The 23194-nt window shown below is 67.2% G+C and carries 27 protein-coding genes; 8 read left to right on the forward strand and 19 right to left on the reverse strand.

The features are described from left to right. Window positions 1–48 precede the first annotated feature (48 nt). Together ACIQC9_RS07595 and ACIQC9_RS07600 are read right to left on the reverse strand one after the other, a co-directional pair. Window positions 49–1191, reverse strand: coding sequence for a DUF2336 domain-containing protein (locus ACIQC9_RS07595; RefSeq protein ID WP_400614059.1), 1143 nt, complete (start codon window positions 1189–1191; stop codon window positions 49–51). An 82-nt stretch (window positions 1192–1273) separates the two neighbouring features. After that, window positions 1274–2083 carry a transglycosylase SLT domain-containing protein gene (locus ACIQC9_RS07600; protein WP_400614061.1) on the reverse strand — a complete coding sequence of 270 codons (810 nt, stop codon included), beginning with the start codon at window positions 2081–2083 and terminating at the stop codon, window positions 1274–1276. A gap of 171 nt (window positions 2084–2254) precedes the next feature. On the opposite strand from ACIQC9_RS07600, the gene ACIQC9_RS07605 reads away from it, so the two are divergent. Then, window positions 2255–2980 carry a TonB family protein gene (locus tag ACIQC9_RS07605; RefSeq protein ID WP_400614064.1) on the forward strand — a complete coding sequence of 242 codons (726 nt, stop codon included), beginning with the start codon at window positions 2255–2257 and terminating at the stop codon, window positions 2978–2980. Here ACIQC9_RS07605 and ACIQC9_RS07610 read toward each other — a convergent pair. Further along, window positions 2964–3980 (reverse strand): NAD(P)/FAD-dependent oxidoreductase, encoded by a 1017-nt coding sequence (locus tag ACIQC9_RS07610; protein WP_400614067.1) that lies wholly within the window; start codon window positions 3978–3980, stop codon window positions 2964–2966. The genes ACIQC9_RS07605 and ACIQC9_RS07610 overlap by 17 nt on opposite strands. A 39-nt stretch (window positions 3981–4019) precedes the next feature. After that, on the reverse strand, window positions 4020–5867 hold the full coding sequence (locus tag ACIQC9_RS07615) for a phosphoenolpyruvate carboxykinase (GTP) (protein ID WP_400614070.1): 1848 nt from the start codon (window positions 5865–5867) through the stop codon (window positions 4020–4022). Between the two features lie 192 nt (window positions 5868–6059). On the opposite strand from ACIQC9_RS07615, the gene ACIQC9_RS07620 reads away from it, so the two are divergent. The 3 genes from ACIQC9_RS07620 to ACIQC9_RS07630 are packed head-to-tail and all read left to right on the forward strand — an operon-like array spanning window position 6060 to window position 7970. After that, window positions 6060–6692, forward strand: a complete 633-nt coding sequence (locus ACIQC9_RS07620; RefSeq protein WP_400614073.1) for a DUF938 domain-containing protein — start codon at window positions 6060–6062, stop codon at window positions 6690–6692. A gap of 15 nt (window positions 6693–6707) precedes the next feature. Then, window positions 6708–7181 (forward strand): heme-binding protein, encoded by a 474-nt coding sequence (locus ACIQC9_RS07625; RefSeq protein WP_400614076.1) that lies wholly within the window; start codon window positions 6708–6710, stop codon window positions 7179–7181. 36 nt (window positions 7182–7217) lie between these two features. Next, complete coding sequence (locus ACIQC9_RS07630; RefSeq protein WP_400614079.1) at window positions 7218–7970, forward strand: pseudouridine synthase; 753 nt, start codon at window positions 7218–7220, stop codon at window positions 7968–7970. 6 nt (window positions 7971–7976) lie between these two features. Here ACIQC9_RS07630 and ACIQC9_RS07635 read toward each other — a convergent pair whose 3' ends face one another. Together ACIQC9_RS07635 and ACIQC9_RS07640 are read right to left on the reverse strand one after the other, a co-directional pair. After that, window positions 7977–8507, reverse strand: coding sequence for a dihydrofolate reductase family protein (locus ACIQC9_RS07635; RefSeq protein ID WP_400614082.1), 531 nt, complete (start codon window positions 8505–8507; stop codon window positions 7977–7979). A gap of 4 nt (window positions 8508–8511) precedes the next feature. Continuing rightward, on the reverse strand, window positions 8512–9183 hold the full coding sequence (locus ACIQC9_RS07640) for a glutathione S-transferase family protein (protein WP_400614085.1): 672 nt from the start codon (window positions 9181–9183) through the stop codon (window positions 8512–8514). Window positions 9184–9240: 57 nt separating this feature from the next. Between ACIQC9_RS07640 and ACIQC9_RS07645 the strand changes: the two genes are divergently transcribed. The 3 genes from ACIQC9_RS07645 (at window position 9241) to ACIQC9_RS07655 (ending at window position 11023) form a co-directional block, all read left to right on the forward strand. Beyond that, window positions 9241–9675 (forward strand): MarR family winged helix-turn-helix transcriptional regulator, encoded by a 435-nt coding sequence (locus ACIQC9_RS07645; RefSeq protein ID WP_400614087.1) that lies wholly within the window; start codon window positions 9241–9243, stop codon window positions 9673–9675. A gap of 61 nt (window positions 9676–9736) precedes the next feature. After that, entirely contained in the window at window positions 9737–10303 is a 567-nt protein-coding gene (locus tag ACIQC9_RS07650) for an ATP-dependent Clp protease proteolytic subunit (RefSeq protein ID WP_400614090.1), read from the forward strand. A gap of 54 nt (window positions 10304–10357) precedes the next feature. Beyond that, a complete protein-coding gene (locus tag ACIQC9_RS07655; protein WP_400614093.1) occupies window positions 10358–11023 on the forward strand; it encodes a hypothetical protein in 666 nt (221 codons plus the stop codon). Window positions 11024–11036: 13 nt separating this feature from the next. Here the strand turns inward: ACIQC9_RS07655 and ACIQC9_RS07660 are convergent, their stop codons facing one another. The 13 genes from ACIQC9_RS07660 to ACIQC9_RS07720 all read right to left on the reverse strand — a co-directional run bounded on the left by ACIQC9_RS07660 (window position 11037) and on the right by ACIQC9_RS07720 (window position 22701). Next, window positions 11037–11693 carry a glutathione S-transferase family protein gene (locus ACIQC9_RS07660; RefSeq protein ID WP_400614095.1) on the reverse strand — a complete coding sequence of 219 codons (657 nt, stop codon included), beginning with the start codon at window positions 11691–11693 and terminating at the stop codon, window positions 11037–11039. Between the two features lie 305 nt (window positions 11694–11998). Next, entirely contained in the window at window positions 11999–12763 is a 765-nt protein-coding gene (locus ACIQC9_RS07665) for a hypothetical protein (RefSeq protein ID WP_400614097.1), read from the reverse strand. Between the two features lie 26 nt (window positions 12764–12789). Continuing rightward, window positions 12790–14322: an acyl-CoA carboxylase subunit beta gene (locus ACIQC9_RS07670; RefSeq protein ID WP_400614099.1), complete on the reverse strand. Its 1533-nt coding sequence runs from the start codon at window positions 14320–14322 to the stop codon at window positions 12790–12792. Window positions 14323–14394: 72 nt separating this feature from the next. Further along, window positions 14395–15159 (reverse strand): ATP12 family chaperone protein, encoded by a 765-nt coding sequence (locus tag ACIQC9_RS07675; protein WP_400614101.1) that lies wholly within the window; start codon window positions 15157–15159, stop codon window positions 14395–14397. Window positions 15160–15169: 10 nt separating this feature from the next. After that, window positions 15170–15847: an HAD-IA family hydrolase gene (locus tag ACIQC9_RS07680; protein ID WP_400614103.1), complete on the reverse strand. Its 678-nt coding sequence runs from the start codon at window positions 15845–15847 to the stop codon at window positions 15170–15172. Continuing rightward, window positions 15844–17247, reverse strand: coding sequence for a putative 2OG-Fe(II) oxygenase (locus tag ACIQC9_RS07685; protein WP_400614105.1), 1404 nt, complete (start codon window positions 17245–17247; stop codon window positions 15844–15846). The genes ACIQC9_RS07680 and ACIQC9_RS07685 overlap by 4 nt, the downstream gene beginning before the upstream one ends. Then, complete coding sequence (locus tag ACIQC9_RS07690; protein WP_400614107.1) at window positions 17244–18269, reverse strand: RluA family pseudouridine synthase; 1026 nt, start codon at window positions 18267–18269, stop codon at window positions 17244–17246. Before ACIQC9_RS07690 ends, ACIQC9_RS07685 begins: the two co-directional genes overlap by 4 nt. Then, window positions 18266–18649, reverse strand: a complete 384-nt coding sequence (gene crcB / locus ACIQC9_RS07695) for a fluoride efflux transporter CrcB (protein WP_400614109.1) — start codon at window positions 18647–18649, stop codon at window positions 18266–18268. Before crcB ends, ACIQC9_RS07690 begins: the two co-directional genes overlap by 4 nt. A gap of 44 nt (window positions 18650–18693) precedes the next feature. Further along, entirely contained in the window at window positions 18694–19200 is a 507-nt protein-coding gene (locus tag ACIQC9_RS07700; RefSeq protein WP_400614111.1) for a CC0125/CC1285 family lipoprotein, read from the reverse strand. Between the two features lie 69 nt (window positions 19201–19269). Continuing rightward, window positions 19270–19995 carry an RluA family pseudouridine synthase gene (locus ACIQC9_RS07705; RefSeq protein ID WP_400614113.1) on the reverse strand — a complete coding sequence of 242 codons (726 nt, stop codon included), beginning with the start codon at window positions 19993–19995 and terminating at the stop codon, window positions 19270–19272. A gap of 52 nt (window positions 19996–20047) precedes the next feature. Then, window positions 20048–20497, reverse strand: coding sequence for a hypothetical protein (locus ACIQC9_RS07710; RefSeq protein WP_400614116.1), 450 nt, complete (start codon window positions 20495–20497; stop codon window positions 20048–20050). A gap of 91 nt (window positions 20498–20588) precedes the next feature. Beyond that, entirely contained in the window at window positions 20589–21308 is a 720-nt protein-coding gene (locus ACIQC9_RS07715; RefSeq protein WP_400614118.1) for a hypothetical protein, read from the reverse strand. 67 nt (window positions 21309–21375) lie between these two features. Continuing rightward, window positions 21376–22701, reverse strand: a complete 1326-nt coding sequence (locus tag ACIQC9_RS07720) for a replication-associated recombination protein A (protein WP_400615426.1) — start codon at window positions 22699–22701, stop codon at window positions 21376–21378. A gap of 71 nt (window positions 22702–22772) precedes the next feature. Here ACIQC9_RS07720 and ACIQC9_RS07725 point away from each other — a divergent pair, with 71 nt between their 5' ends. After that, window positions 22773–23192 (forward strand): VOC family protein, encoded by a 420-nt coding sequence (locus tag ACIQC9_RS07725; RefSeq protein ID WP_400614121.1) that lies wholly within the window; start codon window positions 22773–22775, stop codon window positions 23190–23192. The last annotated feature ends 2 nt before the right edge of the window (window positions 23193–23194 follow it).

Raw genomic sequence — 23194 nt, forward strand, 5'->3', positions numbered from 1 at the left:
TCAAACGACTGCAAACGCCCGCCTTGCGCGGGCGTTTCTGTTTTCAGATCAGGCCGCTTCGGTAATCCCGGGACGCGCCGGCAGCGGAGCGTGGTCGAGCCGTTCCATCAGATAGGCCAGATCGTCCCGCGGCGCGTTCGGCCGCTGGGTCATGAAGCGCTCGAGCATCTTCTGCCGGAACTCGTCACTGGACGTATCGGCGCCCTCTGCAGAGAGATCGCGCCAGGTGTCTATCCCCGCACGAACCGCCTGGAACAGCCGTGGCGGCAAGCCAGCCCGGTCGTAGATCGCCTTGAGCCCCAGCTGGCCGGCGTCATGGATCATCAGCCACGCCCGATGGTGCGGCGTACCCGCCAGTTCCGCGAGCCCGTGCTCGAAAAGGGCGATCTGCCCACGCGCCAGCGCACGAAGCAGCAGGGAGCCGGTCAGCGCCTTGCGAGCGTTCAGATTGGCGACAAAGGCCGGTAGATCTGCCTGCGCCGACGCCTGATCAACCAGATCGACGGTCGCCCGCTCGCGCGCGAAGGCGGCCAGCCGAATCGCCGTCTCAGGCGCGATGGCGTGCCGCGAGATCAGGTGCGCGCGCACCGCATCCGACGCCGCCTCGACCAGCCGCTCGGTGACTGAGATCGGCAGAACCTGACGATAGGCCAGCGCCGCCACCACGTCCTGCGACGTCCCGAAGCGGTCGACACAGCGACCGAGCGCGCTCTCGGAGATATCGGCGTTGTCGTTGGAAGCCAGCGCCCGCACCGCCTGTTCGCAGCCGACCTCGGCGATCGCCGTCGCCACGTCACGCCCCACGGTTGGACGTGCGGCCACGGCGGTCTGGCGCACGGCCGACCCCGCCTCGATGATCTCGATCAGATCATCGTCGGTGAAAGCGGGTGAGAAGCCGATCAGCGGCAAGGCCACGCTGTCCGCATCGGCGGCCAGCTTGCGGGCCACGTCCCGGGGAATGAGGTCGGACGCCTTCAACGTCACCGCCAGCGCCCGCCGCACCAGCTCGGCCGCATCCTGGGCCAGCAGGCGAAGAATCTTTTGCGCGGCCTCGCGCTCTTCCTCGCCCAGCTCAGCGCGGTCCATGTTCCGGCACAGCTTGTGAGCAGCAGCCGCGCGCTCGTCCTCGTCCGTCGCCTTGATCAGGCGGCGCAGGTCTATCTCGGTCAGGGAGGCGCGATAGGCGGTCATGAATGGACGTTCTGGAACAGAGGTAGCCGGCACTCTGAACCGGTCATGCTTAACGATCGGTTCACCATGTCCAGATTCGCGCTCAGACGCCCGTACTCTGACCGGGTCCGAACGCGCCGCCGAAGCCTGTGCTCTTGCCGCCCTCGCCGTCCTGACCCAGCAGCAGGGCCAGCAGGTTCTGATCCTGCTTCAACCGATCCAGCCGCGCGGCCAGCATCTGGTCCTTCTCGGACAGGTCCGGCACGCGCTGCAGGGCGGAAGGCCCCCCGGTCATGGCCGCCGGCGCGCCCTCGCCGGCCGTGCGTTGCAGGTTGGCGTGGACCTCGGCGACCGTGGCGGGACGGCCGCCCTTGAAGAAGATCGACCGGTTCGCCGACGCGGCCTGCGGGAAGATCGCTGCTGCGCTACCGGACGGGTTGCGATTCATCGCCTCCATCAGCTGTGCGGCGCCCGCTGGTCCGAGGAAGTGGGCGGCGTAGAGATCGCCTGCGCCCGGCTCCTGCCCCGTGCGTCCGCGCAGATAGGCGGCGTTCGATGCCGTCAGCTCCGCCGCCATTGTCGAGGCCGCCTGCGGATCGAAGCGAAGATCAAGCACGACGTTCCGCGCCGAGCCCTCGACCTTCCAGCGTCCGTCCGAGCCCCGATAGATCAGGTCTGCGTACTGGCCATAGCCGTGCTTCGCCCCATGGGCCTTCACCGTGCCCAGCCACGTCTGCTCGATGAACTGGAACAGGCCCGCGGCCGAGGATGTCGGCGCGCGCGCGGACGGGTTCATCGCGCTTTCGCGACGCGCCGTCTTGATCAGAAACTCTGCGTCCACGCCGGTCGCGTTGGAGGCGCGTCTGATCGCCGCCTCCACACCGCCGGACGAGGGAATCGCTCCGATGCTCATAGGGTTTACGGTCGTTTACGATGGTTAACGACTTCCTAACGCGTGGCTGCAGCGACACACAGGACCCCGGCCATCCACAGGACACCGCTCCGCCGCAAACCCGCCGCAACGGCAGCGCTCCACTTTCATCCATGGGTGTTGCTGCGGGGGCGGTGACAGGGAGTGACGGCCATGATGATCAGAACCGCGGGCGGACCCAGCGTCAGCCCCATCGACTTCAACGAACGCAAGACACCCCGCTTCACGCGCAACACCTGGATCGCCATCGCCATCGTGGGCTCGGCGCATGTCGGGCTCGGCGCGGTGCTCTACGCCCAGCGCTTCGAGCTGAAGCCGCCGGTCGCTACGCCGCCCAACCCGATCGACGTGGAGATCTGGAGACCGCAAAAGGAGCCACCGCCCCCGACGATCGAGCCGGAGATCAAGCCTCAACCCGCCAACACCGTGTTCAACGAAACCCCCGCGCCCCCGGTGAACACGGAGGTCATCACGGCGGTCAGCGGCGATACGCCGACCACCGGCACGACCATAACCTTGGCGATTCCCGTTCCGGAGCCGACGCCTGAGGCGCCGCCGGCCCCGCCGCAACCGCCCCAGCCCCCGCTGATCCGAAATCCTAGCTGGAGCAGCCAGCCCAGCGGCGAGCAGATGATGCGGGCCTATCCCAACCGCGCGGTGCAGGCGAACATCGAGGGCTCGGTCGGAATGAACTGCCTCGTCAACTCAAACGGCAGCGTCAGCGACTGCAACGTCGTGCGCGAAACGCCCGGCAGCTATGGCTTCGGCCGGGCGGCGCAGAGCCTGTCGCGCTACTTCCGGATCAATCCCCGGACGGTGAACGGTGCGGCGGAAGGCTCGCGGGTCAACATCAACCTGCGCTTCAACCTGCCGGAGTGAACCTGAGCGGGTCGAGGGCCGCGGCGTCGGGTGACCGCGCCGCGCCCTCGATCTCGTCCGCCACGATCCGGCCGACCATCGGCCCCAGCAGCCAGCCGTTCCGGCGAGGGGCGAGCGCGAGATAGAGGCCGGGCCCCACCCTGCCCGCCATCGGCAATCCGTCCGCGACCGAGCCGCGGACGCCGACCCGTATGTCGCCCGCCTCAGCCGCCGTTCGCCCCAGCATTCCAAGCCCTTCGGCCACCTGACGCCCGGCCTCCGCGGCGTCGGGCTCGAGATCGCGCAGGCCGGCCTGCATGGTCGCGCCGATCAGAACCCCCTGCCGCGTCGGCGCCACGTAGGAGTTGGGCCCGCGCAGGACCCGCTCCGGCGGATCGACCCGAACATAAGTCAGCTGCCCCTTGATCGGCTGGACGGAATCGATCAGCCGCGCCGCCGGCTCGGGCAACCCCGGCAGACTGTTCGCCGCGCCGGTCGAAATGACCAGATCGACGGCCGAGAGCGCCTCGCCACCATCAGTCTCAATCCGCCAGCCGGTCCCGCTATGATCCGCGCCGCGTACATGAGCCCGCAGTACCTCCAACCCCTTCGTTCGCGCCAGAGAGTCGAGCGCCGCCTTCGCCTCGACCCGCCAGTCGTCGGGCGTCGTCAGGCCGCCGTCGGCCGGCTCGACGTGGAAACCGAGCGCCCTCAGGTCCGCGACATGGCCGGACGCGCCCGGCCCCCGCCAGTCCGCGCCTTCGCGATGGACTATGATGTCGTGCGCGGCGGCAAAGGCCGGCCACAGATCGCGCGCCCGCAACAGCAGGGCGGCGCGTTCAGGCGTCGCGCGATCCAGAAGACTTTCCAGCGCCGGGGCCAACATGCCGGCGGCCACGGATGAGGCGTTGGGCCCGCCCGGATCGACGACCACGACCCGACGCCCCCGACTCGCCAGTTCGGCGGCGGTGCACAGGCCCAGCACGCCGGCGCCGACAACGATCACATCCGGGGAAGTCACGGCGGTCAGATCGACCGCCGCGCCTCTGAATGCAAGGCCCTATTCGGCCGCGATGGCCGCCGAGCGACGGGCGTCAATGCGCGCGGTCAGCGCCGCATGCTGGTCCCACAGGGCCTTCGGCAGGCGATCGCCGAACTTCTCGTAGAAGGCGGGGATGAGCGCCGCTTCCTCGGCCCAGACGTCGGCGTCGACATCCAGCAGGGTCGACAGATCGGCGTCGCTCAGGCTCAGGCCCGACAGGTCGAGCGCCTCGACAGACGGCACGCGGCCGACCGGGGTGTCGACGGCGGTCGCCTCGCCATCCAGACGTTCAGCGATCCACTTTAGCACGCGGGCGTTATCGCCGAAGCCCGGCCAGACGAACTTGCCGTCGTCGTTCTTGCGGAACCAGTTGACGAAGTAGAGGCGCGGCAGCTTCGCCGCATCGGTCCGGCCGCCCATGGCCAGCCAGTGGGCGAAATAGTCGCCCATGTTGTAGCCGCAGAAGGGCAGCATCGCGAACGGGTCGCGACGCAGTTCGCCGATGGCGTTCTCGGCCGCGGCAGTGCCTTCGGAGGCGACCGTCGAGCCCATGAACACCCCGTGCTCCCAGTCGAACGCCTCTGTCACCAGCGGCACCGCGGAGGCGCGGCGGCCGCCGAACAGGATCGCATCGATCGGCACGCCCCTGGGGTCTTCCCATTCCGGCGCGATGGTCGGGCACTGATGCGCCGGCGCGGCGAAACGGGCGTTCGGGTGGGCGGCGGGCTGGCCCGAGGCGACGTCGTGGGCCGCGCCCTTCCAGTTGGTCAGACCCTCAGGCGCATCCTTGGACAGCCCTTCCCACCAGACGTCGCCATCGGCGGTCAGGGCCGTATTGGTAAAGACGGTGTTCCGGCTCAGGGTCTCAAGCGCATTGTGGTTAGTGTTGCGGCTCGTGCCCGGCGCGACGCCAAAGAAGCCGGCCTCGGGGTTCACGGCGTACAGACGGCCGTCTTCGCCGAAACGCATCCAGGCGATGTCGTCGCCGACCGTTTCCGCCTTCCAGCCGGGAATGGCGGGCTGAAGCATGGCGAGGTTGGTCTTGCCGCAGGCTGACGGGAAGGCGGCGGCCACATATTTCGCGCGGCCCTTCGGATCGGTCAGCTTGAGGATCAGCATATGCTCGGCCAGCCAGCCCTCGTCGCGGGCCATGACCGAGGCGATGCGCAGGGCGTAGCATTTCTTCCCGAGCAGGGCGTTGCCGCCGTAACCCGAGCCGTAGGACCAGATCTCGCGCGTTTCGGGATAGTGGACGATCCACTTGTCGTCGTTGCAGGGCCAGGCGACGTCCTGCTGTCCATCGGCCAGCGGTGCGCCGAGGGTGTGCACCGCCGGAACAAACTCGCCGTCATCGCCCAGCACGTCCAGCGCCGCCTTGCCCATGCGGGTCATGATGCCCATCGACACGGCGACGTAGCCGCTGTCGGTGATCTCGACGCCCAGCGGGCTGATCTTCGAGCCAAGCGGGCCCATGGAGAAGGGCACGACGTACATAGTCCGGCCGACCATGCAGCCGTCGAACAGGCCGTTCATGCGGGCGCGCATCTCGACCGGATCGGCCCAGTTGTTCGTCGGGCCGGCGTCGATTTCATTGGCTGAGCAAATAAAGGTGCGGCTCTCGACCCGGGCGACGTCGCGGGGGTCGGAGGCAGCGTAATAGCTCCCCGGGCGCTTGATGGGATCCAGTGCGCGTAGAGTGCCCTTGCCGATCAGGTCGGCGACGATCTCTTCCTTCTCGGCCTCCGAGCCGTCGCACCAATGAACGCGAGCAGGCTTCGTCAGGGCGGCGATCTGCTCGACCCAGGCGATCAGGCCGGAATGACGGGTGGGCGCCGGGTGCAGGCCCGGGATCGACGAAGCGGTCACTGAAGCTCTCCTGAAGGTCGCCCGGCGATCTCCGCCGCCGTGAGCGTGGCCCGCGTGCTGATCACGCAATGTTACAGGCGGGAGATGCCGCGAAAGGGCGACAGGCGTCAAACCAAGCATTTTTCCACCGCTGGAAACCGGTGTCGCCGCTCGACTGGTGCAAGCTTCAGCGAGACGCGGTATGCCGGACGCATGGAAACGATGGACCCGCCAGTCGCGACTCCCTCGGGCGCCCTCGCCTCCCCGTCGTCGACTCGCAACGCGGGTCCGATCCGTGCGGTGCTGGCTCGCATCCTGCCGAGCCGGGGCCGTGTGCTGGAGGTCGCGGCCGGTTCCGGCCAGCACGCCGCAACGTTCGCGGCGGCCTTTCCTGGGCTGGAATGGACGCCCGCCGATCCGAGCGCCGAGGCCCGGGCCAGCATCGCGGCGTGGAGGGAGACGTCATCGCTGCCGAACCTGCAGCCTCCGCTGGCGCTCGACGCAACGGACCCGGCGAGTTGGCCAGCAGGCGAGTTCGACGCGATCCTCTGCATCAACATGGTCCACATCAGCCCGTGGGCTGCGACCGAGGGCCTGATGCGGCTGGCGGAGACGCGGCTCACGCCGGGCGGACTGCTTTACCTCTACGGGCCATATCGCGAGGCCGGAACGCCGCTGGCGCCGTCGAACGCCGACTTCGACGAGAGTCTGAAGGCCCGAAGCCCTGACTGGGGCTTGCGTGAGGTCGAGGCCGTGACCCGGCTGGCTGAAGACGCAGGTATGAATTTCATCGAGCGGGTCGAGATGCCCTCAAACAACGTGTCGCTGATCTACCAACGCCAATAATCGGGAGACGAATCCATGAAACGCCTGCTTTCCGCCCTCGCCGCCAGCGTCGCCGTCGCCGCACCCGCCGTGGCCCAGACGCCGCCCGCGCCCGCCTATGGCCAACCCATCTCGATGGAAGCGGCCCAGACCCTGATCGAACGGGGCGTCGAGGCCGCGCGCGCCAGAGGATTCCGCATGGCCTTCGCGATCGTCGAGCCCAATGGCGAACTGGTCGCCTTCGCCCGCATGGACGACACCCAGTACGGCTCGATCCGCGTCGCCCAGCGCAAGGCGTGGAGCGCGGCGCGCTACCGCTTGGCGACGCTGACAATGGAGGAGCGGACGCTGGCCGGACGCACGGTGACCTTGGCCAATGACGACAGCCTGCCGATCGCCGGCGGGGTGCCGATCCTCGTCGACGGCCGTATCGTCGGCGCGCTGGGGGTCTCCGGCGCCGCCTCGCTGGAAGATCATGAGATCGCCCAGGCGGCGCTCGCCGCGCGATAGGCTTGCACGCGACGACGGCTCGGGCCTTAAGGGCGCATGGCGTTCACACGGACCTATGACGGACCCGAGCCGGTTCGCATCAATAAATGGCTGGGCCAGACCGGCGTCTGCTCCCGGCGCGAGGCGGACGCCCTGATCGCCGACGGGCTGGTGTCCGTCGACGGCGAGGTGGTGCGCGACGCGGGCCGCAAGCTTGAAGCCGGCCAGACTCTGACCCTGAACGACCGGGCGACGGCAGCGCTGGCGCAGGGTCAGACGCTGGTGGTGCACAAGCCCGTCGGCTACGTCTCCGGCCAGCCCGAGCCCGGCAAGATTCCGGCCGCCCGGCTGCTGAACATGGCCAACCGCATCGGCGAGGGCGAGCCGCCCGGCCGCGCCGTCCTGCCCCCGATCGGCCGGCTGGACGAGGATTCCCGCGGCCTGCTGCTGCTGTCCTCGGACGGCGTCGTGGCCAAGGCGGTGATCGGGCCGCAGTCGGAACTGGACAAGGAATATCTCGTCGAGGTCTCCGGTCAGGTAACCGAGGCGAAGCTGTCAAAGCTGCGCCATGGGCTGGAGCTGGACGGTCGCCAGCTGAAGCCAGCGCGCGTGACGCAGATTGAGCCAAACCGCCTGCGTTTCATCCTGAAGGAAGGCCGTAACCGACAGATCCGGCGCATGTGCGAGCTGGTCGGGCTGGACGTCGTTGACCTGCTGCGTATCCGTATTGGCCCGCTCGAACTCGGCGACCTGCCCGAAGGGCGCTGGCGGATGCTGACGATAGCCGAACGAACGGCGCTGCTGGCCTGAACCCTCCTACCCGGGAACGTAGGTCAGCCTCACCGCGTCCTCGCCAAACCGTTCGTGCGCCACGAGCCTGAGCGGCGGCGGTGAGCCGACGAAGAAGGGCGCCCCGTTCCCGAGCACGACGGGCCGATAATAGAGCCGGTATTCGTCGATCAGACCCAGATCGGTCAGCGTCTTCGCCAGCACCGGACCGCCGACATCGATTTCACCGGGCTGCTCGGCCTTCAGCCTCCGCACGGCAGCTTCGACGTCATCGTTGATCAGGGTGGCGTTCGGGCCGACGGAGGTCAGGGTGCGCGACACCACCCACTTGTGCTGCTTACGCCACGCCGCCGCGAATACGCGGTGATCGTCGCCCCATTCGGGATCGTCCTCCTCCCAGTAGCTCATGAGCTCATAGAGTCGTCGTCCGTAGAGACTACCCGTCAGACCGCCTACCTGCTCGATCCAGTGCCGGAACAGTTCGACGCCCGGGGCGAAACGATCGTGGTCGACATAGCCGTCGAGCGACACGTTCATTCCGAAAACGATCCGGGCCATGGGTCTAGCCTCCCACCAGCGCCGGGTTCTTCTCTTCTGCCGCCCTGAACGGTTTCAGCTGGTCCGCCAGCGCGCGTCTGAACGCCGGCCGCGCCTCGTTGCGGGCGACGTAGGCCGCCAGCGCCGGATAGTCCGCGATGATGTCCGTGTGGCGCAGGTCGCGGAGCACGTGGGTCATGAGGATGTCGGCGCCGCTGAAGACGTCGTTGGCGAACCACTTGCGATCGCCCAGCGCGGTCTGAAGGTCGGCCAGCCGCTTCCGCAACTGCGTCTCGACGTCGGGACGCCTCGCCTTCGCCCAGTCTTTCCCGGCGTTGAACAGGTCGATTCCCGCCAGCTCGGCCACGAAGGGCTCGACGCTGTTCATGGCGGCGAACAGCCAGGTCATGACCATCGCCCGTCCAGCATCGTCGGACGGCATCAGCTGGTCGGAGTTCTGGGAGATGTATAGAACGATGGCGCCGCTCTCGAACATCTCGACCTTGCCGTCCCGGAACGCGGGCACCTGCCCGAAGGGCTGCATGGCCCGGTATTCGGAGGTCGCCTGATCCTCGAAGCCGATCAGGTGGTCGTCGTAGCCCAGCCCCGCCTCTTCCAGCGCCCAGCGCACCCGAATGTCGCGGACCGAGCCCTGCGCGAACGGCGGCACCCATTTGAACGCGGTGACCTTGATCATGGCCGGCTCCTTCTGAAGCGATTGACTTGAAAGGTTGATATCAACATACTTTGACCCATGTCAAACGCCGCCTACGCGACAACCCTTCATATCCGCGACAATTGCCTGTGCCTGCACGCCCAGCGGGCGGCACGGACCCTGGCGCGGCGGTTCGACGAGGCGTTCAGACCGCTGGGCGTCACCTCCGGCCAGTTCTCGCTGCTGAACGGGCTGAACCGGCCGGAGCCGCCGACCATCGGCGCGGTGGCCGAGTTGCTGGCCATGGACCGGTCGACGGTGACGGCCAACCTCAAGCCGCTGGAACGGGCCGGGCTCGTCGTCTCGGCGGTGGACCAGAAGGACCGCCGCGGGCGGCGGATCGGACTGACGGATCAGGGACGAACCCTGCTTCAGCAGGCGTGGCCCATCTGGATCGCGGAGCACGGGCGTCTGGAAGACGAACTGGACGGTCGCGGCGACGCTCTGCGCGAGGGCCTGCGCGCCGTCGCCTGATCCCCCGATGCCGGAACCAGCCGCGCGGACAGGGTTTATCGCTCCTCTCAAGGAGACGACCATGAACGCGCCGCTCGAAGCCAGTCAGTTCCGATGGCCGGCGATCCTGCTGGCCGGAGAGGTGGACTACAATCTGTACCAGCGGTTTCGCACCCAGCTGGTCGCCGCGCCGCGCGAAGGGCTGGTGGTGGTCGAGCTGTCGACGCTGGGCGGCGATCCTGAGGTCGCCCGGATGATGGGCGAGGACATCCGCTTTCATTCCGACACCAACCCGGCCTGCCGCTATGTGTTTCTGGGCAAGGCGGCCGTCTATTCGGCCGGCGCGACCTTCATGAGCTTTTTCGCCCGCCCCAATCGCTATCTCACGCGCGGCACCAGGCTGATGATCCACGAGCGCAAGATGGACAAGCATCTCCACGTGGTCGGTCCGCTGACCAACTGCGTCGCTTCGGTGAAGGCCCTGCTGCATGAGCTGGAGCACTCCATCAAAATCCAGAATGAAGGGTTCGAGGGGCTGGCGCTCGGCTCTACGCTGAGCGCTGACGACCTGAAGACGCGGGCCACGGAGAACTGGTATCTGGAGGCGCAGGAGGCGATGGATCTCGGCCTAATCGAAGGCGTGATCTGAGCCCTTTCCGTGGCGCGCGGATCGGCGTTAGGCTTAGCGACGGAGGGCCGACGCATGAACGCGATGAAGATCCTGCAGTCGGTCGAGGAACTCCTCTATGAGGTGATGTCCTGGCTGCTCTTCTATCCGCGCACCCTGCTGATGACCCTTCAGCACCCGCTGCGGACCATGCAGTATTCGGACGCGGAACAGAGGGACAAGCCCGAGAAACAGTATCTCGAAACGCTGAGCCCGCCGCTGTTTCTGGTGCTCAGCATCCTTCTGGCGCACGGGCTCGAGTTGCTTTTCGGCGTTGCGATGACCAATGAGCCGAACGTCGTCAGCCGCTTCATCACCGCCAGCCAGCAGAACCTGCTCGCCTTCCGCGCCCTGATGTTCAGCCTTCATCCGCTGGTGTTCTCGTGGGCGTTCCTGAAGCTGTCGAAACACAAGATCGATCGCGACAGCCTGCGCACGCCCTTCTTCGCCCAGTGCTACCTGTCAGGCGCGACCTCGATACTGGTCAGTCTGGGGACGTTGGGCGTGAACGACCCCGCGATCTGGAGCACCATCGCCGGGATCGCCATCGTGGTCGTCACCACGGTCTGGTACGTGGCCGTCCAGCACCTGTGGCTGACCTTCATACCCGGCATGACCCAACTGAGAGCGTGGGGTTGGGCGGTGGCGCTGTACATGTTCACGACCGGGCTGGTGATCGCCGCCAACACGCTGGTGGAATGAGCCGCCTGAACACCTAGGCGATCTGGTCCAGCGCGACGCCCATCCGCGCCGCCGTCAGCTCGCGGGCCCTCTGCCGCGCCGGGCGGGCGAAGGCGCGGGCGTAGAAGGCCTTCACCCGGGGGTAGCCGTCCATCAGATCGGTCTCGCGGATTTCGCGCAGGACGTCGGCCATGGCGATGTCGGCGGTGGTGAAGTCGTCGCCCGTGATCCACTCATGCCCCTCCAGCTGACGCTCCAGCCCGGACAGCCAGCGGGTCGCGATGCCGACCAGAAACTCGCGCGCCGCAGGGTCCTTGCCCATGAAGCCGGCGTCGACCATCGCGATCATCGACAAGGCCGGCGCGACGGTGGCCGTCGCCGCGAAACACCACTGGATCACCTTCAGTTTTCCGGCCGGGTCAGCGGGCATCAGCCGGCCGGACTTTTCGGCCAGATGGATCAGGATCGCGCAGGACTCGGCGACGACCAAACCGTCGTCCTCCAGCACCGGAATCTGGTTGAACGGGCTGATCGCCGAGAACTCGGGGCTCTCCGCCTCCCCGCCCAGATAGTCCAGCCCGCGCACCTCATACGCCAGCCCCATCTCCTCCAGCGCCCACTGGATGCGGATGTCCTTGGTCTCGCCAATCCCGCCGGGGAACATGTTGGCGAAGGCGTGGAGGGTGATCATCCCCTGATCATGCGCCTTCTCCCCTCGGGGGAGAAGGTGGCTCGCGAAGCGAGACGGATGAGGGGGCTGCCAAGGTCAGGCTCGCCGCCAGCATATCCGAAACCGCCCTATCCCTCATCCGGACGGCTCCGCCGCCCACCTTCTCCCCCGAGGGGAGGAGGCTCAACAGTTCGGCCGAGCAATGCCCTCCGCATAAGCGGACGCTGTCTCGGCCTCGGTCAAAAGGCGAATACTTGCTCCGCCGTTCAGAGCGGAGGCTTTTGCGGGAGCAGGAAGAGCACGTTGGTCAGGCGACCATGACCAAGCTAATCGACCCCCGCAATGCTCTGCCGGAGCTGTGCGATCAATGGATCGTCGGCAGAGGTGACGGGGATCAGAGACTGCATGTTCAGCGATTCACGTCGCCTGCCACCACGTTCCCGCGCAAGTTCCACATCGAGTTCAAGGGGGAAGCCGCCACCGGGCGGATAGAGACGCCCATCCGACATCCGAAGGGCCACGAACAACTGACCCACTTCCACGAAGTAGGGTAAGGAGCATTCGCCGCTACCCAAGCCCGCCTCCTCGCTGGCGCCGATGAAGGCGTACCCAGCGTTTGCTGGACGGTCAAAGACCCACGTCGGCAGCTGATTTGGATGGGACTCACCTTCCCTCGACGTTGGATAGGCGCCTGACCCGAATGTCGAAGAATCGTATCCGACGACGCGAAGGGGATCCTCGATCAGGAAAGGCTCCGAGTCCAAGGTTCCCTTGAGCGTGTCGACTGCCTCTAACGTGAAGACGAAGTGGTCGACGTACTCCGGCTGGCCAGCCGGGAGTTCCGTGTCGCCATAGTCCCGGTACCAACGGCCCAGCGAGTAGGTGCGATAGACAACACGCTTCTCCGTCACTCTGACGAGCTGGATCAGGTCAGCCTTTGCGGCGACCTGCGCGACGAGGTTGCCGCCAACATAACGCCCATTGTCGGAGTACCTGACCAAAGAGCAGGCTGCCGCCGTTTCCCAGATTGCGGTCGTAGCGGACAGAACCGCGACAGCGAGAATGAATCCGGACGTTCTCAATCTTTTCACGGTAGACCTTTCCCGCTACAGCCCGTCTAAAGCGGAATATTATCGTGCTTCTTCCACGGGTTATCCTGTTGCTTGTTCTTCAGCGTCCGTAGCGCCTTGATCAGCCTCCGCCGCGTCCCGTGCGGCATGATCACGTCGTCGATGTAGCCCAGCCCCGCCGCCACGAACGGGTTGGCGAACTTCTCCTTGTACTCGGCCTCGCGGGCCGCCAGCGCCTCGGGGTCGCCGGCTTCCTTGCGGAAGATGATCTCGACCGCGCCCTTGGCGCCCATGACGGCGATCTCGGCCGAGGGCCAGGCGTAGTTGACGTCGCCGCGCAGGTGTTTGCTGCTCATCACGTCATAGGCGCCGCCATAGGCCTTGCGCGTGATGACGGTCAGCTTGGGCACGGTGGCCTCGGCGTAGGCGAACAGCAGCTTGGCGCCGTGCTTGATCAGGGCGCCGTACTCCTGACGGGTGCCGGGCATGAAGCCGGGCACGTCGACGAAGGTCACGATCGGGATGTCGAAGGCGTCGCAGAAGCGCACGAAGCGGGCGGCCTTGCGGCTGCTGTCGATATCCAGCACCCCGGCCAGCACCTGCGGCTGGTTGGCGACGACGCCGACGGACTGACCGTCCAGCCGGCCAAAGCCGGTGACGATGTTGCGGGCGAAGTCGGCGCCGATCTCGAAGAACTCGGCCTCGTCGACCGTCTTCAGGATCAGCTCCTTGATGTCATAGGGCTGGTTCGGATTGGCGGGGACGAGGGTGTCGAGGCTGGCCTCGTCGCGCTCGGGATCGTCATAGCTGTCGCGAACCGGCGGCTTCTCGCGGTTCGACAGGGGCAGGAAGCCGATCAGACGGCGGACCTCGGACAAGGCCTCCAGATCGTTCTCGAAGGCGCCGTCCGCGACGCCGGACTTCTGGGAGTGGACGCGGGCGCCGCCCAGGTCCTCGTGGGTGACGACCTCGTTGGTGACCGTCTTCACCACATCGGGGCCGGTCACGTACATGTAGCTCGTGTCCTTCACCATGAAGATGAAGTCGGTGATGGCGGGCGAATAGACGTCGCCGCCTGCGCAGGGGCCCATGATTACGCTGATCTGCGGGATGACGCCCGAGGCGAGTGTGTTCTGAAGGAAGATGTCGGCATAGCCGGCGAGCGCCTCGACCCCTTCCTGAATCCGCGCCCCGCCGGCGTCGAACAGGCCGATGATGGGCGCGCCGTTGGTCAGGGCCATTTTCTGGATCTTGACGATCTTGGCCGCATGCGCGCCGGAAAGAGAGCCGCCGAAGACTGTGAAATCCTTGGAGAAGACGTAGACCAGACGACCGCCGATGGTGCCGCGGCCGGTGACCACGCCGTCGCCGGGGATACGCTGCTTCTCCATGCCGAACTGGGTCGAGCGGTGCTCGACGAACATGTCCGTTTCCTCGAACGAGCCCTCGTCCAGCAACACCTCGATCCGCTCGCGAGCGGTCAGCTTGCCCTTGGCGTGCTGGCTGGCGATGCGGGTCTCGCCGCCGCCGAGGCGGGCCCCGGCGCGGCGGGCTTCGAGCTGGTCGAGGATGTCTTTCATCGGGCGTCTCCTTGGGTGCTGGCTTAAGGAGACGCGGTCAGGCTGGCAAGGATGGGACGTCCGGAGCGGATGTCAGCCCTCGAGCGCGCGGAACCACCGGTCGACCAGGACCGCTTCGGCCCGTCGGGCGGCGGTCCGTTCGGCGTTCTCGGCGTCGACGCCCCAGCGGGCCTCCTGAAACGCCTCGTCCAGACGCGACAGGTCGAATGCCAGCTCGCCCGACACCGCGGCCCGCTGCACCGCCAGCCCCAGGACGGCGCTGCCCAGCAGGGGCACGGCCGTGGCGAGGCCGGTCAGGGCGAAATCGTCCAGCCGCAGAGCCAGTTCGCGCACGCGGGCGATCGCGGCGGGATCCTGAGGCTTGTGGACGATGCCCTCTGCGGGCTCGAGATGGACGCCCAGCTCGACCGCAGCCCATGCGCGCCACGGCCCCCACTCGCGCGCCTGCTGCTCCACCAGCGATCCCGGAGCCTCGGCCAGATAACACAGCAGGTCCGAACCGGCGTAGGCGGCGATCTCGTCGGCGACGGGCTCGCGCGCCTGACTGATGCGGTCGATGGCGGTCGAGGCCAGACGCGTCGCGGGCATGGTCGCCGGGTCGATGAACTCGCCCTGCGCCGCCCATTCGTCGGCGACCAGTCGGGCGGCGGCCTCGGTCGGCAGGGTCAGCTTCGCGTGCGCCGGCGTCTTCGGCGCGCGGCCGTCCAGCATGACCGTCCAGCCGCCCTCCCCTTCGGCTACATCTACCGCCGTCCAGAAGCGCTTCAGCCGTTCCTCGGATTCGCGGAAGCCCTTGCGGGCGGCGACATTGGGATCAAGCGGCGGGATGTGGCTCATTCGCGGTCTCTCAGGCGGCGCGGGCGCGGGCGGCGAAGCCGTCCAGCACGACGGACAGTTCGCCGAAACTTGTGGCCACATGACGGGCGCCGGCGGCGATCTGCTCCTCGGCGGTATGGAAGCCCCAGGCGACGCCCAGCGGATGCACGCCCGCCTTAACCGCCATCTCGGCGTCATGGGCTGTGTCGCCGATCATCACCGTCGTGGTCGGATCAGCGTCGCAGGCGGCCATGGCGGCGTGCAGCATGGCCGGATCCGGCTTGCCCGGCCCGTCCTCGGCGCAGTGGGATGACAGGAACAGGTCGGCCCAGCCCTGACGCGCCAGATTGCGGGCCACGCCGCGCCGGTTCTGGCCCGTCGCCAGCGCCAGCCGCCAGCCGTCGCGGTGCAGGCGGCGCAGGTGATCCATCGCGCCGTCGTACAGCGGCTCCTCGTGCCCCTCGGCGTACATGCGGTTGAAGCTGGCGCGGAAGCCGGCGACGAAGCGGGCCAGCTCGTCGGGGTTCAACCCGGGCTCCAGCACCGCCATGGCGTGCTCCAGCGACAGGCCGACGATCATGCGGACGCGGTCATACTCAGGCTCGGGCAGGCCGATGTCCCGTGCAGCCTCGCAGGCGGCGCGATGGATCGAGGCGCGGCTGTCGACGAGTGTGCCGTCGATATCGAAGATGGCGAGGGGTCGGGTCATGCGGGAACGACGTCGAAGGCGATGGTGAGACGGGGCTGCTCGCCCGCGAAGGGCTGGGTGCCATGCCACATATAGGAGGGGAAAAGCACCAGCATGCCGGGCTCGGGCTTCTGGAAGTATTCGGGCCGCAAATCCGGCAGGAAAGGCGGCGCGCCAAAGCCGATCCAGCCCTGTCGCCCCTCCGCGATCGCGTCCGGCAGGTCGATATAGCAGGCCGACGACAGCCAGCCCTCCGGGTGCACATGGCTGGCGTGGAAACCGCCGGGTCGCAACTGGACCGACCACGCACCCGCGATGCGATAGTCACCGGTGATGCGCCGACGCAGTGGGTCGTTCCCGTGGCCCAAGGCTGCGATGTAGTGACGGATCGGACGATCGACGGCCCGAAAGAAGGCCCGGATGACGGGGTCGTCGCTGGCGGTCAGGGGCGCCGTCGTCTGGGTCCCGTGGCGAAGGCTCTGTCCTACCGGATGGGTCTGCAGCGCGTGCAGCCGACGCAGGGCCGGCGCGAGGTCCACCAGATAAGCCTCCAGAGACGGCCACCCCTCAGGGGTGTCGATCAGATACGCGCCGACCATGGCGTCATAGGCGTAAAGCTCGTGCGCACGCGGACTGTCCAGCAGGCGGAAGGCGACGGCCTTCAGGCTGAGGGCGTTTTGATCCTCTTGCACAGCGGTCAGGACCGTTTCGATCAGCGACAGCGCCGGCTCTACCTCGTGGCGCGCCAGATGGATTTCCGCCAGCTTCAGCATCGACGCCAACCCCGGACGCACGGTTTGGCTGGTCCGGGCATGCATCAACGCCTCGTCCAGATCGACTGACATCGCGGCGTGGGCGCAAACGGCCGCGATGTTGGGATCGCCCGCGGCTGGCCTGAGGGCCTGCAGGATCTCTTCGGGCGGGGCGCCCGCGTATTCCATCGCCTGCGCCCATGCGGCGGCCAGCGGCGGCGTTTCCGCCCCCTGCACCCTCGCATCTCCGAACGGCGCGAGAGTCGCCGTGCGATCCTCGGTCCGCATCCAGATCAGTTGGGACAGCTCGCGTACCCCGTCGACGTAGCCGGGCCTGCGCCGCACGGCGTGGCGATAGGCGTCTTCCGCCTCTTCGTGTCGGTTCTGCGCCAACAGCGCGCGGGCCAGCACCAGCCAGGTCTCCGGCGCATCGCCGCCCTTGCCCAGCGCCCGGCGCGCCGCAGCCTCTGCGTCCGCGCCGCGTCCGAGATCGCCGAGAATGGCCGCCAGATTGTGCTCGGCGACCGCGCTGGCCGGGCGCGCCGCCACCGCGGCCTCACGCAGTTCCAGAACCAGATCCAGCCGCTGTTCGGCCTTCAGCAGCGCCACCGCCTCGGCGATCTGCCCCGCATCGGCGAGGGCCTTGGCGCGCGCGGCCAGATCCGTCACCGCATCCGCCTGACGCCCTCGAAGGGGTCTTCGTCGCCCTCATGCGGGTCGAACCCGAAATGGGTGAAGCCGGCCTTCATCTCGGGGCTCAGCGGCGCCTCGACGATCAGCTTGCCGCCGGACGGGTGATCCAGCTCGATGCGGCGGGCGTGGAGTTGCAGCTTCAGTGGCCCCGACAGCTCGCGGGACTTGTCGTCGCCGTACTTCGGGTCGCCGAGGATCGGATGCCCGATGCCGGCCATGTGCGCCCGCAGCTGGTGCGTCCGGCCGGTGAACGGGCGCAGAGCCATCCACGCGGCCCGGTGCGCCGCCCGGCTGACGGTGGCGAACGCGGTTTCGGCGGGCTCCGCGCGAGGGTCCTTGCGGTCGGCCGGACGCATCATCTCGAAGTCATTGATGCCGGTCTTCTTCAGCGGCATGTCGATCTGGCCCGCCGCCGGCTTCGGATTGCCGATGACGATCGCCCAGTAAGTCTTCTTGGCCTGACGCCGCGCAAAGGCGCCGGCCAGCCGCTTTGCCGCCTCGGGCCCCTTGCCCAGCAGCAGGACGCCGGAGGTGTCTCGATCCAGCCGATGCACCAGCCGCGGCCGGTCCATCCCCTCACCCCAGGCCCCCAGCAGGCGATCGACGTGGCGGCTGGTCTTCGTCCCGCCCTGCACCGCCAGCCCGTGGGGCTTGTTGATGGCGATGACCATGTCGTCCTCATAAAGGACCAGCGACCTGGCGAATGCGATGTCCTTGGCCGACAGAGTATGGGCGTCACCGGCCTGTCTCGAGGTGTCGTCCGGGATCGGCGGCACGCGCACCGCGGCGCCGGCGGTCAGGCGGCCTTCGGGCTTGATGCGGGCCCCATCCACGCGGATCTGGCCGCTGCGGGCCATCTTCTGCACCTGGATGTTGGACAGGTGCGGCCAGCGACGACGGAACCAACGGTCCAGACGAATGCCGTCCTCGGCCTCCGCGACATAGATGGTCTGGACCTCGCGCTTCGGCGCATCGGAGGCGGGGGTCTCGTCGGTCAAAGGGCGGCTCCGAAGGCGCGGCGGGCCAGGAACAGGCCGACGAACAGGGCGAGGATCGAAAGGGCGACCGAGGCGGCGACATAGCCGCCGGCCATCGCTAGCTGGCGGCGCTCGATCATCAGCGCTGTCTCAAGTGAAAAGGCCGAAAAGGTCGTGAAGCCGCCCAGCACGCCGACAGCGGCGAACAGGCGGATGCTCTCAGCGTGCGCGCCACCCCGGAACGCCAGCCAGCCTGTCAGTGCGCCCATCGTCAGACCGCCCACCACGTTCGCCGACAGCGTCGGCCACGGCCAACCGGTCGCGGGCAATACCCGTCCGAGCCCGTAGCGCGCCATGGCGCCCAGCGCGCCTCCCGCGGCGACGATGAGGAAACGTGTCATCCGCTGGCTTATAGCGCCGATTGCGGCGAAGCGAAGGGACCGCTCTAGAGTCGCGGGCGGATGGCGTCCTGCACGCCGCGCGCATCATAGGCGTTCGGCCGGTCGGGCCTCGAACCGCGGCCCATGACCACTTCCAGCGAGGTCGAGGTTGGCGACGGACCGCTGAAGTTCAGACCAACCCCCACGCCGACGCCGGACGATGAATATCGCCCGTACCGGCCGTCATAGCGGCTGGAGCCGTAGCCGACGCCGACGCTGGGTCGCACGCCGCCCGCGCTGTCAGGACGGCCGTCGGTCCAGCGCTGGGTGACCTCGAACCAGTCGTAGCCCTCGGCCGTCGCCAGCTCGGCGGCGCGCAGCAGGGCGAAATCCGCCACAGGGCCCGGCGCGCCGACACCGTAATAGGTGACACGGTAGCGGTCATTCTCGATCCGCTGTTCGGTATAGCCCTGCCCTCCCGGCCCTGTCTGGGCGGAATAGGGCGCGAGACTGGCGCAGGCCGACAACGCCAGTGCGGAGGCGGCGATGACCGGAAGAACGAAACGCTTCATGGCGGGGCTCCGAAACTCTGTCCAGACAAAGCGCCGGCCCGACAGGACGGTTCCTGTGTACGCCGGGCGCTAGAGGCCGGCCTCCTGGACAAGGCCCTGAAAATCCTCGGGCGGTGGCGCCTCAACGGTCACTTCGCCGCCGTCGGGATGGGGGAAGGTCAGCTTCGCGGCATGCAGCATCAGCCGTGGCGCCGAGCGTCCGGCGAAGGTAAGGGCGCCGCCGTAGCGGACGTCTCCGACCAGCGGCCGGCCGATCGAGGCCATATGGACCCGCAGCTGGTGCATCCGTCCTGTCAGCGGCTCCAGCTCAACCAGCGCACCGCCGTCCGAGGCGGACAGCGTCCGGTACCGGCTTTCCGACCCCTGGGCGCCCGGCGTGTCGAACTCGCAGACTCGCATATAGCTTTCGCGTCCAATCTCCTGACGCACCAGAGGTTTGTTGATCCGGCCCGACGCCGGCTCCGGCGCGGACGACACAAGAGCGAGATAGGTCTTTTTGAACCGTCGCATCTGGATCGCCTTGCCCAGAAAACCCGCCGCCGGCTTCGTCCTGGCCGCCAGAATGACGCCGGATGTGTCGCGGTCCAGACGGTGCACCAGCTCCGGCCGCTTGCCGTTCGAGCGCATGAAGGCCCACAACAGGTCGTCCAGCGTATGCGCCTGAATACGCCCTCCCTGACTGGACAGGCCGGCCGGCTTGCTGAAGGCGAGCACCTGCGCGTCCTCGTGGATGACCCACGAGCGGACGGCGGCGATTTCCTGTTCGGACAACTGGACGGGCTGGCGCGTACTCACCTGCCCCGCTTAGCGCCGGACGGCCCTCAAGGCGAGAACCGTCCGATCAGGCTCAGCGCAGCACGCCCTTCTTGCGCATCGACCAGGCGTACCAGAGCAGGAACACGGCGATGGCCGTGATCACGTAAGGCATCCACTTCATCGCCGCCATTTCGGGCGCCAGCGGCGGCGGATTGATGAACTGCCCGTAGATCAGGCTGACCACCGCCCCCAGCAGCGAAAGCGCGAACACAGGCAAGGCCAGCTTGTTGCGCAACAGCAGCAGGATCGAGCCAAGCACCGCGCCCCAGACGCCGAGGATCCACGGCACATACATCCAGTTCGGCATGGCGATGAAGTAGTCGATCATCGCCTGATCGAACTTCATCTCGCGCATATAGGCCTCGCCGCGCGTCGTGGTGTTGATGAAATCAAAGGCGCCGAAGCCATTCCACAGCAGGGATATGATCCCCACCACCCACAGGTGCCACGGCGTTCTCACAGTCATTGTCGTATCGGTCATCGTCCCCTCCCAAGGATTCCTGATCAGGGAAGGGTAGGTCGGCATGCGCCTGACGACAATGAACAGCGTTAACCGGCCGACCGACAGGGTGTCACGCGATCAGACGGGCGATCTCATCAGGGTTGAACAAACCCAGTCGCCCGAGGTCCTTTCCCAGATTTCGGACGAGGTCATTCACGCTGAGCACTTCGTCGTAACCTGCCTGCCCCGGACGAAGCATCATGTACTCACCGGCCGCGCCGTCCCAGGCAAGTTTTACCGGCTCACCGTATTCAGAGCCCAGGTCCCGCTCGATCTTAGCCAGCGCCTTTAGTCGCTCCACCTGAGTGGAAGTGAAGGCTTTTTGGGAATCGAGGTCGGTGATATCTTCGACGCCGTTGAAGTAGCCGACTGAAGTGATCTGCTCAGGACGGGTCTCCTCGCGCTGCTGGATGTCGACCCATGCGGGCATGGAAACGGCATAGGGGTTCTGTTTTGGTGACAGGACGCCCGCAGCATCCGCCTGCTGCGCGGCTTGGAACCGGTCGTTAAAATTATCTTGCAGGATCAACAGGCTGGAGCTGGGCAATCCCGTGTCCAATGGCCGCGGCGCATGGGGTGGGTGCTCTGGATCGTAGAGAGTCGTCCCCGATCCGCCCGTGACCGTCGACCGGTAGGTCTTCTCTCCACGCGTCGATTGTCCGGAGACATCGATATGGAAGCCGCGAATATCGCGGACATCGCCGTCATTAACGGTGCGCCCCGCCCAGCGTTCGCGGAACGGGCTGGAATAGTCCGCCTGATAGACTGAACTGGTGATCGGCGCGGGCATGGTGACCTCCCTGACCGGAGACACCTAGCAAGTCACGTGCCACAACACTTTGATTTCAAATGTGTAATTATTCAGAATCTGAGGTGGCGGACCCGCCCTGCTTCCGGGCCCTCAGCTCAGCCCAACGCTCGAGCCGCTCCCTGACTTTCGCCTCGTGTCCCTCGCCCGGGGGATCGTAGAAGGTGCGGCGCTCCATGCCTTCGGGGAAGTAGTTGGCGCCCGAGAAGCCATCCTCGGCGTCCGGATCATACTGGTAGCCCTTGCCGTAGCCGAGCTGCTTCATGAGCTTCGTCGGCGCGTTGCGGATGTTGGCGGGCGGCATCAACGAGCCCGTCTCACGCGCCGCCTTCGAGGCCGCCTTCCAGGCGTTGTAGACAGCCACCGACTTCGGCGCGGTGGCGAGATGAACCACCGCCTGCGCCAGCGCCAATTCGCCCTCGGGACTGCCGAGGAAGTCGTAGGTGTCCTTGGCCGCGTTGGCGACGAGGATGGACAGGGGATCGGCCTGACCGATGTCCTCCACCGCCATCCGCACGATCCGGCGGGCCAGATACAACGGGTCCTCGCCCCCGTTCAGCATCCGCGCCAGCCAGTAAAGCGCCGCATCGGGGTCCGAGCCGCGCACCGACTTATGCAGGGCGGATATGAGGTTGTAGTGCTCCTCCCGGCTCTTGTCGTAGGCGGGCGCGCGGCGCTGGAGCGTGCCGGCCAGACCCTGCACGTCCAGCTCGGTCCCGTCAGGCAAGGCGAACAGGGTTTCGGCCATGGTCAGCAGATAGCGGCCGTCGCCGTCGGCCAGCGCGGTCAGCGCCTGCCGCGCCTCGACGGTCAGCGGCAGTTTGCGATCCTCCTGCGCCTCGGCCCGGCTCAGCAGCTGATCCAGCGCCTCGTCGTCCAGCCGCTTCAGAACGAAAACCTGACTGCGCGACAGCAGGGCGCCGTTCAGCTCGAAGGACGGGTTCTCGGTCGTCGCGCCCACCAGCGTGACCACCCCCTCCTCCACGAACGGCAGGAAGCCGTCTTGCTGGGCGCGGTTGAAGCGATGGATCTCGTCGACGAAGAGCAGGGTCGACTGACCGGCGGCGCGGCGCACGCGAGCCTGTTCGAACACCTTCTTCAGGTCCGCCACGCCCGAGAAGACGGCGCTGATCTGCTGGTACTGATAGCCGGCGGCCTGGGCCAGCAAGCGGGCGATGGTGGTCTTGCCGGTGCCCGGCGGCCCCCACAGGATCATCGACCCCAGCCGTCCGGCCTCGATCATCCGCCGAATCGGACCGCCCTCGCCCAGCAGGTGATCCTGACCGACAACCTCCTCCAGCGACTTCGGCCGCAGGCGGTCGGCTAGCGGGGCGTCGGGGGGATGGATGCCGGAAGCTTCGAACAGATCGCTCATGAGCGCATTCAGATAGGCGTTCGCGGCGCTCATTTCACGCGTTACTGTGCCGTCGCCTTCACGGAGTACGCATGACCACCGCCCACGTCACGCCCACAGGTTCCGGCGCGATCCCCTATCTGACCATCCCCTCGCGCGGCGGACAGGCGGCGGTCGAGTTCTATCGCGCTGCCTTCGGGGCCGAAGAGCTGATGCGTACGCTGGCCGAGGACGGCGAGCGGGTGATGCACAGCCGTCTGTTGATCAACGGCGGGCTGATCTTTCTGTCCGATGAGTTTCCGGAGTACGGGAACGAGGCCGACATTACACCGAAAGGCGTAACCTTGCACCTTCAGGTAGACGACGCCGACGAGTGGTGGAGCCGCGCCATCATCGCTGGCTGCGTGCCCGTCATGCCGCTGGCCGACCAGTTCTGGGGAGACCGCTACGGCCGGATGACCGACCCGTTCGGCCACATCTGGTCAATCGGGTCGCCCAGCCGGAAGAGCTGAGG

The sequence above is a fragment of the Brevundimonas sp. NPDC092305 genome (genome assembly GCF_044755415.1).
In the GTDB taxonomy this organism is placed as follows: domain Bacteria; phylum Pseudomonadota; class Alphaproteobacteria; order Caulobacterales; family Caulobacteraceae; genus Brevundimonas.

What these genes read in the sequence shown, in the direction of transcription:
- ACIQC9_RS07595 (WP_400614059.1), bottom strand. Translation starts at nt 1,191, where the DNA reads ATGACCGCCTATCGCGCCTCCCTGACCGAGATAGACCTGCGCCGCCTG.
- ACIQC9_RS07600 (WP_400614061.1), bottom strand. Translation starts at nt 2,083, where the DNA reads ATGAGCATCGGAGCGATTCCCTCGTCCGGCGGTGTGGAGGCGGCGATC.
- ACIQC9_RS07605 (WP_400614064.1), top strand. Translation starts at nt 2,255, where the DNA reads ATGATGATCAGAACCGCGGGCGGACCCAGCGTCAGCCCCATCGACTTC.
- ACIQC9_RS07620 (WP_400614073.1), top strand. Translation starts at nt 6,060, where the DNA reads ATGGAAACGATGGACCCGCCAGTCGCGACTCCCTCGGGCGCCCTCGCC.
- ACIQC9_RS07625 (WP_400614076.1), top strand. Translation starts at nt 6,708, where the DNA reads ATGAAACGCCTGCTTTCCGCCCTCGCCGCCAGCGTCGCCGTCGCCGCA.
- ACIQC9_RS07630 (WP_400614079.1), top strand. Translation starts at nt 7,218, where the DNA reads ATGGCGTTCACACGGACCTATGACGGACCCGAGCCGGTTCGCATCAAT.
- ACIQC9_RS07635 (WP_400614082.1), bottom strand. Translation starts at nt 8,507, where the DNA reads ATGGCCCGGATCGTTTTCGGAATGAACGTGTCGCTCGACGGCTATGTC.
- ACIQC9_RS07640 (WP_400614085.1), bottom strand. Translation starts at nt 9,183, where the DNA reads ATGATCAAGGTCACCGCGTTCAAATGGGTGCCGCCGTTCGCGCAGGGC.
- ACIQC9_RS07645 (WP_400614087.1), top strand. Translation starts at nt 9,241, where the DNA reads ATGTCAAACGCCGCCTACGCGACAACCCTTCATATCCGCGACAATTGC.
- ACIQC9_RS07650 (WP_400614090.1), top strand. Translation starts at nt 9,737, where the DNA reads ATGAACGCGCCGCTCGAAGCCAGTCAGTTCCGATGGCCGGCGATCCTG.
- ACIQC9_RS07655 (WP_400614093.1), top strand. Translation starts at nt 10,358, where the DNA reads ATGAACGCGATGAAGATCCTGCAGTCGGTCGAGGAACTCCTCTATGAG.
- ACIQC9_RS07660 (WP_400614095.1), bottom strand. Translation starts at nt 11,693, where the DNA reads ATGATCACCCTCCACGCCTTCGCCAACATGTTCCCCGGCGGGATTGGC.
- ACIQC9_RS07670 (WP_400614099.1), bottom strand. Translation starts at nt 14,322, where the DNA reads ATGAAAGACATCCTCGACCAGCTCGAAGCCCGCCGCGCCGGGGCCCGC.
- ACIQC9_RS07675 (WP_400614101.1), bottom strand. Translation starts at nt 15,159, where the DNA reads ATGAGCCACATCCCGCCGCTTGATCCCAATGTCGCCGCCCGCAAGGGC.
- ACIQC9_RS07680 (WP_400614103.1), bottom strand. Translation starts at nt 15,847, where the DNA reads ATGACCCGACCCCTCGCCATCTTCGATATCGACGGCACACTCGTCGAC.
- crcB (WP_400614109.1), bottom strand. Translation starts at nt 18,649, where the DNA reads ATGACACGTTTCCTCATCGTCGCCGCGGGAGGCGCGCTGGGCGCCATG.
- ACIQC9_RS07700 (WP_400614111.1), bottom strand. Translation starts at nt 19,200, where the DNA reads ATGAAGCGTTTCGTTCTTCCGGTCATCGCCGCCTCCGCACTGGCGTTG.
- ACIQC9_RS07710 (WP_400614116.1), bottom strand. Translation starts at nt 20,497, where the DNA reads ATGACCGATACGACAATGACTGTGAGAACGCCGTGGCACCTGTGGGTG.
- ACIQC9_RS07715 (WP_400614118.1), bottom strand. Translation starts at nt 21,308, where the DNA reads ATGCCCGCGCCGATCACCAGTTCAGTCTATCAGGCGGACTATTCCAGC.
- ACIQC9_RS07720 (WP_400615426.1), bottom strand. Translation starts at nt 22,701, where the DNA reads ATGAGCGATCTGTTCGAAGCTTCCGGCATCCATCCCCCCGACGCCCCG.
- ACIQC9_RS07725 (WP_400614121.1), top strand. Translation starts at nt 22,773, where the DNA reads ATGACCACCGCCCACGTCACGCCCACAGGTTCCGGCGCGATCCCCTAT.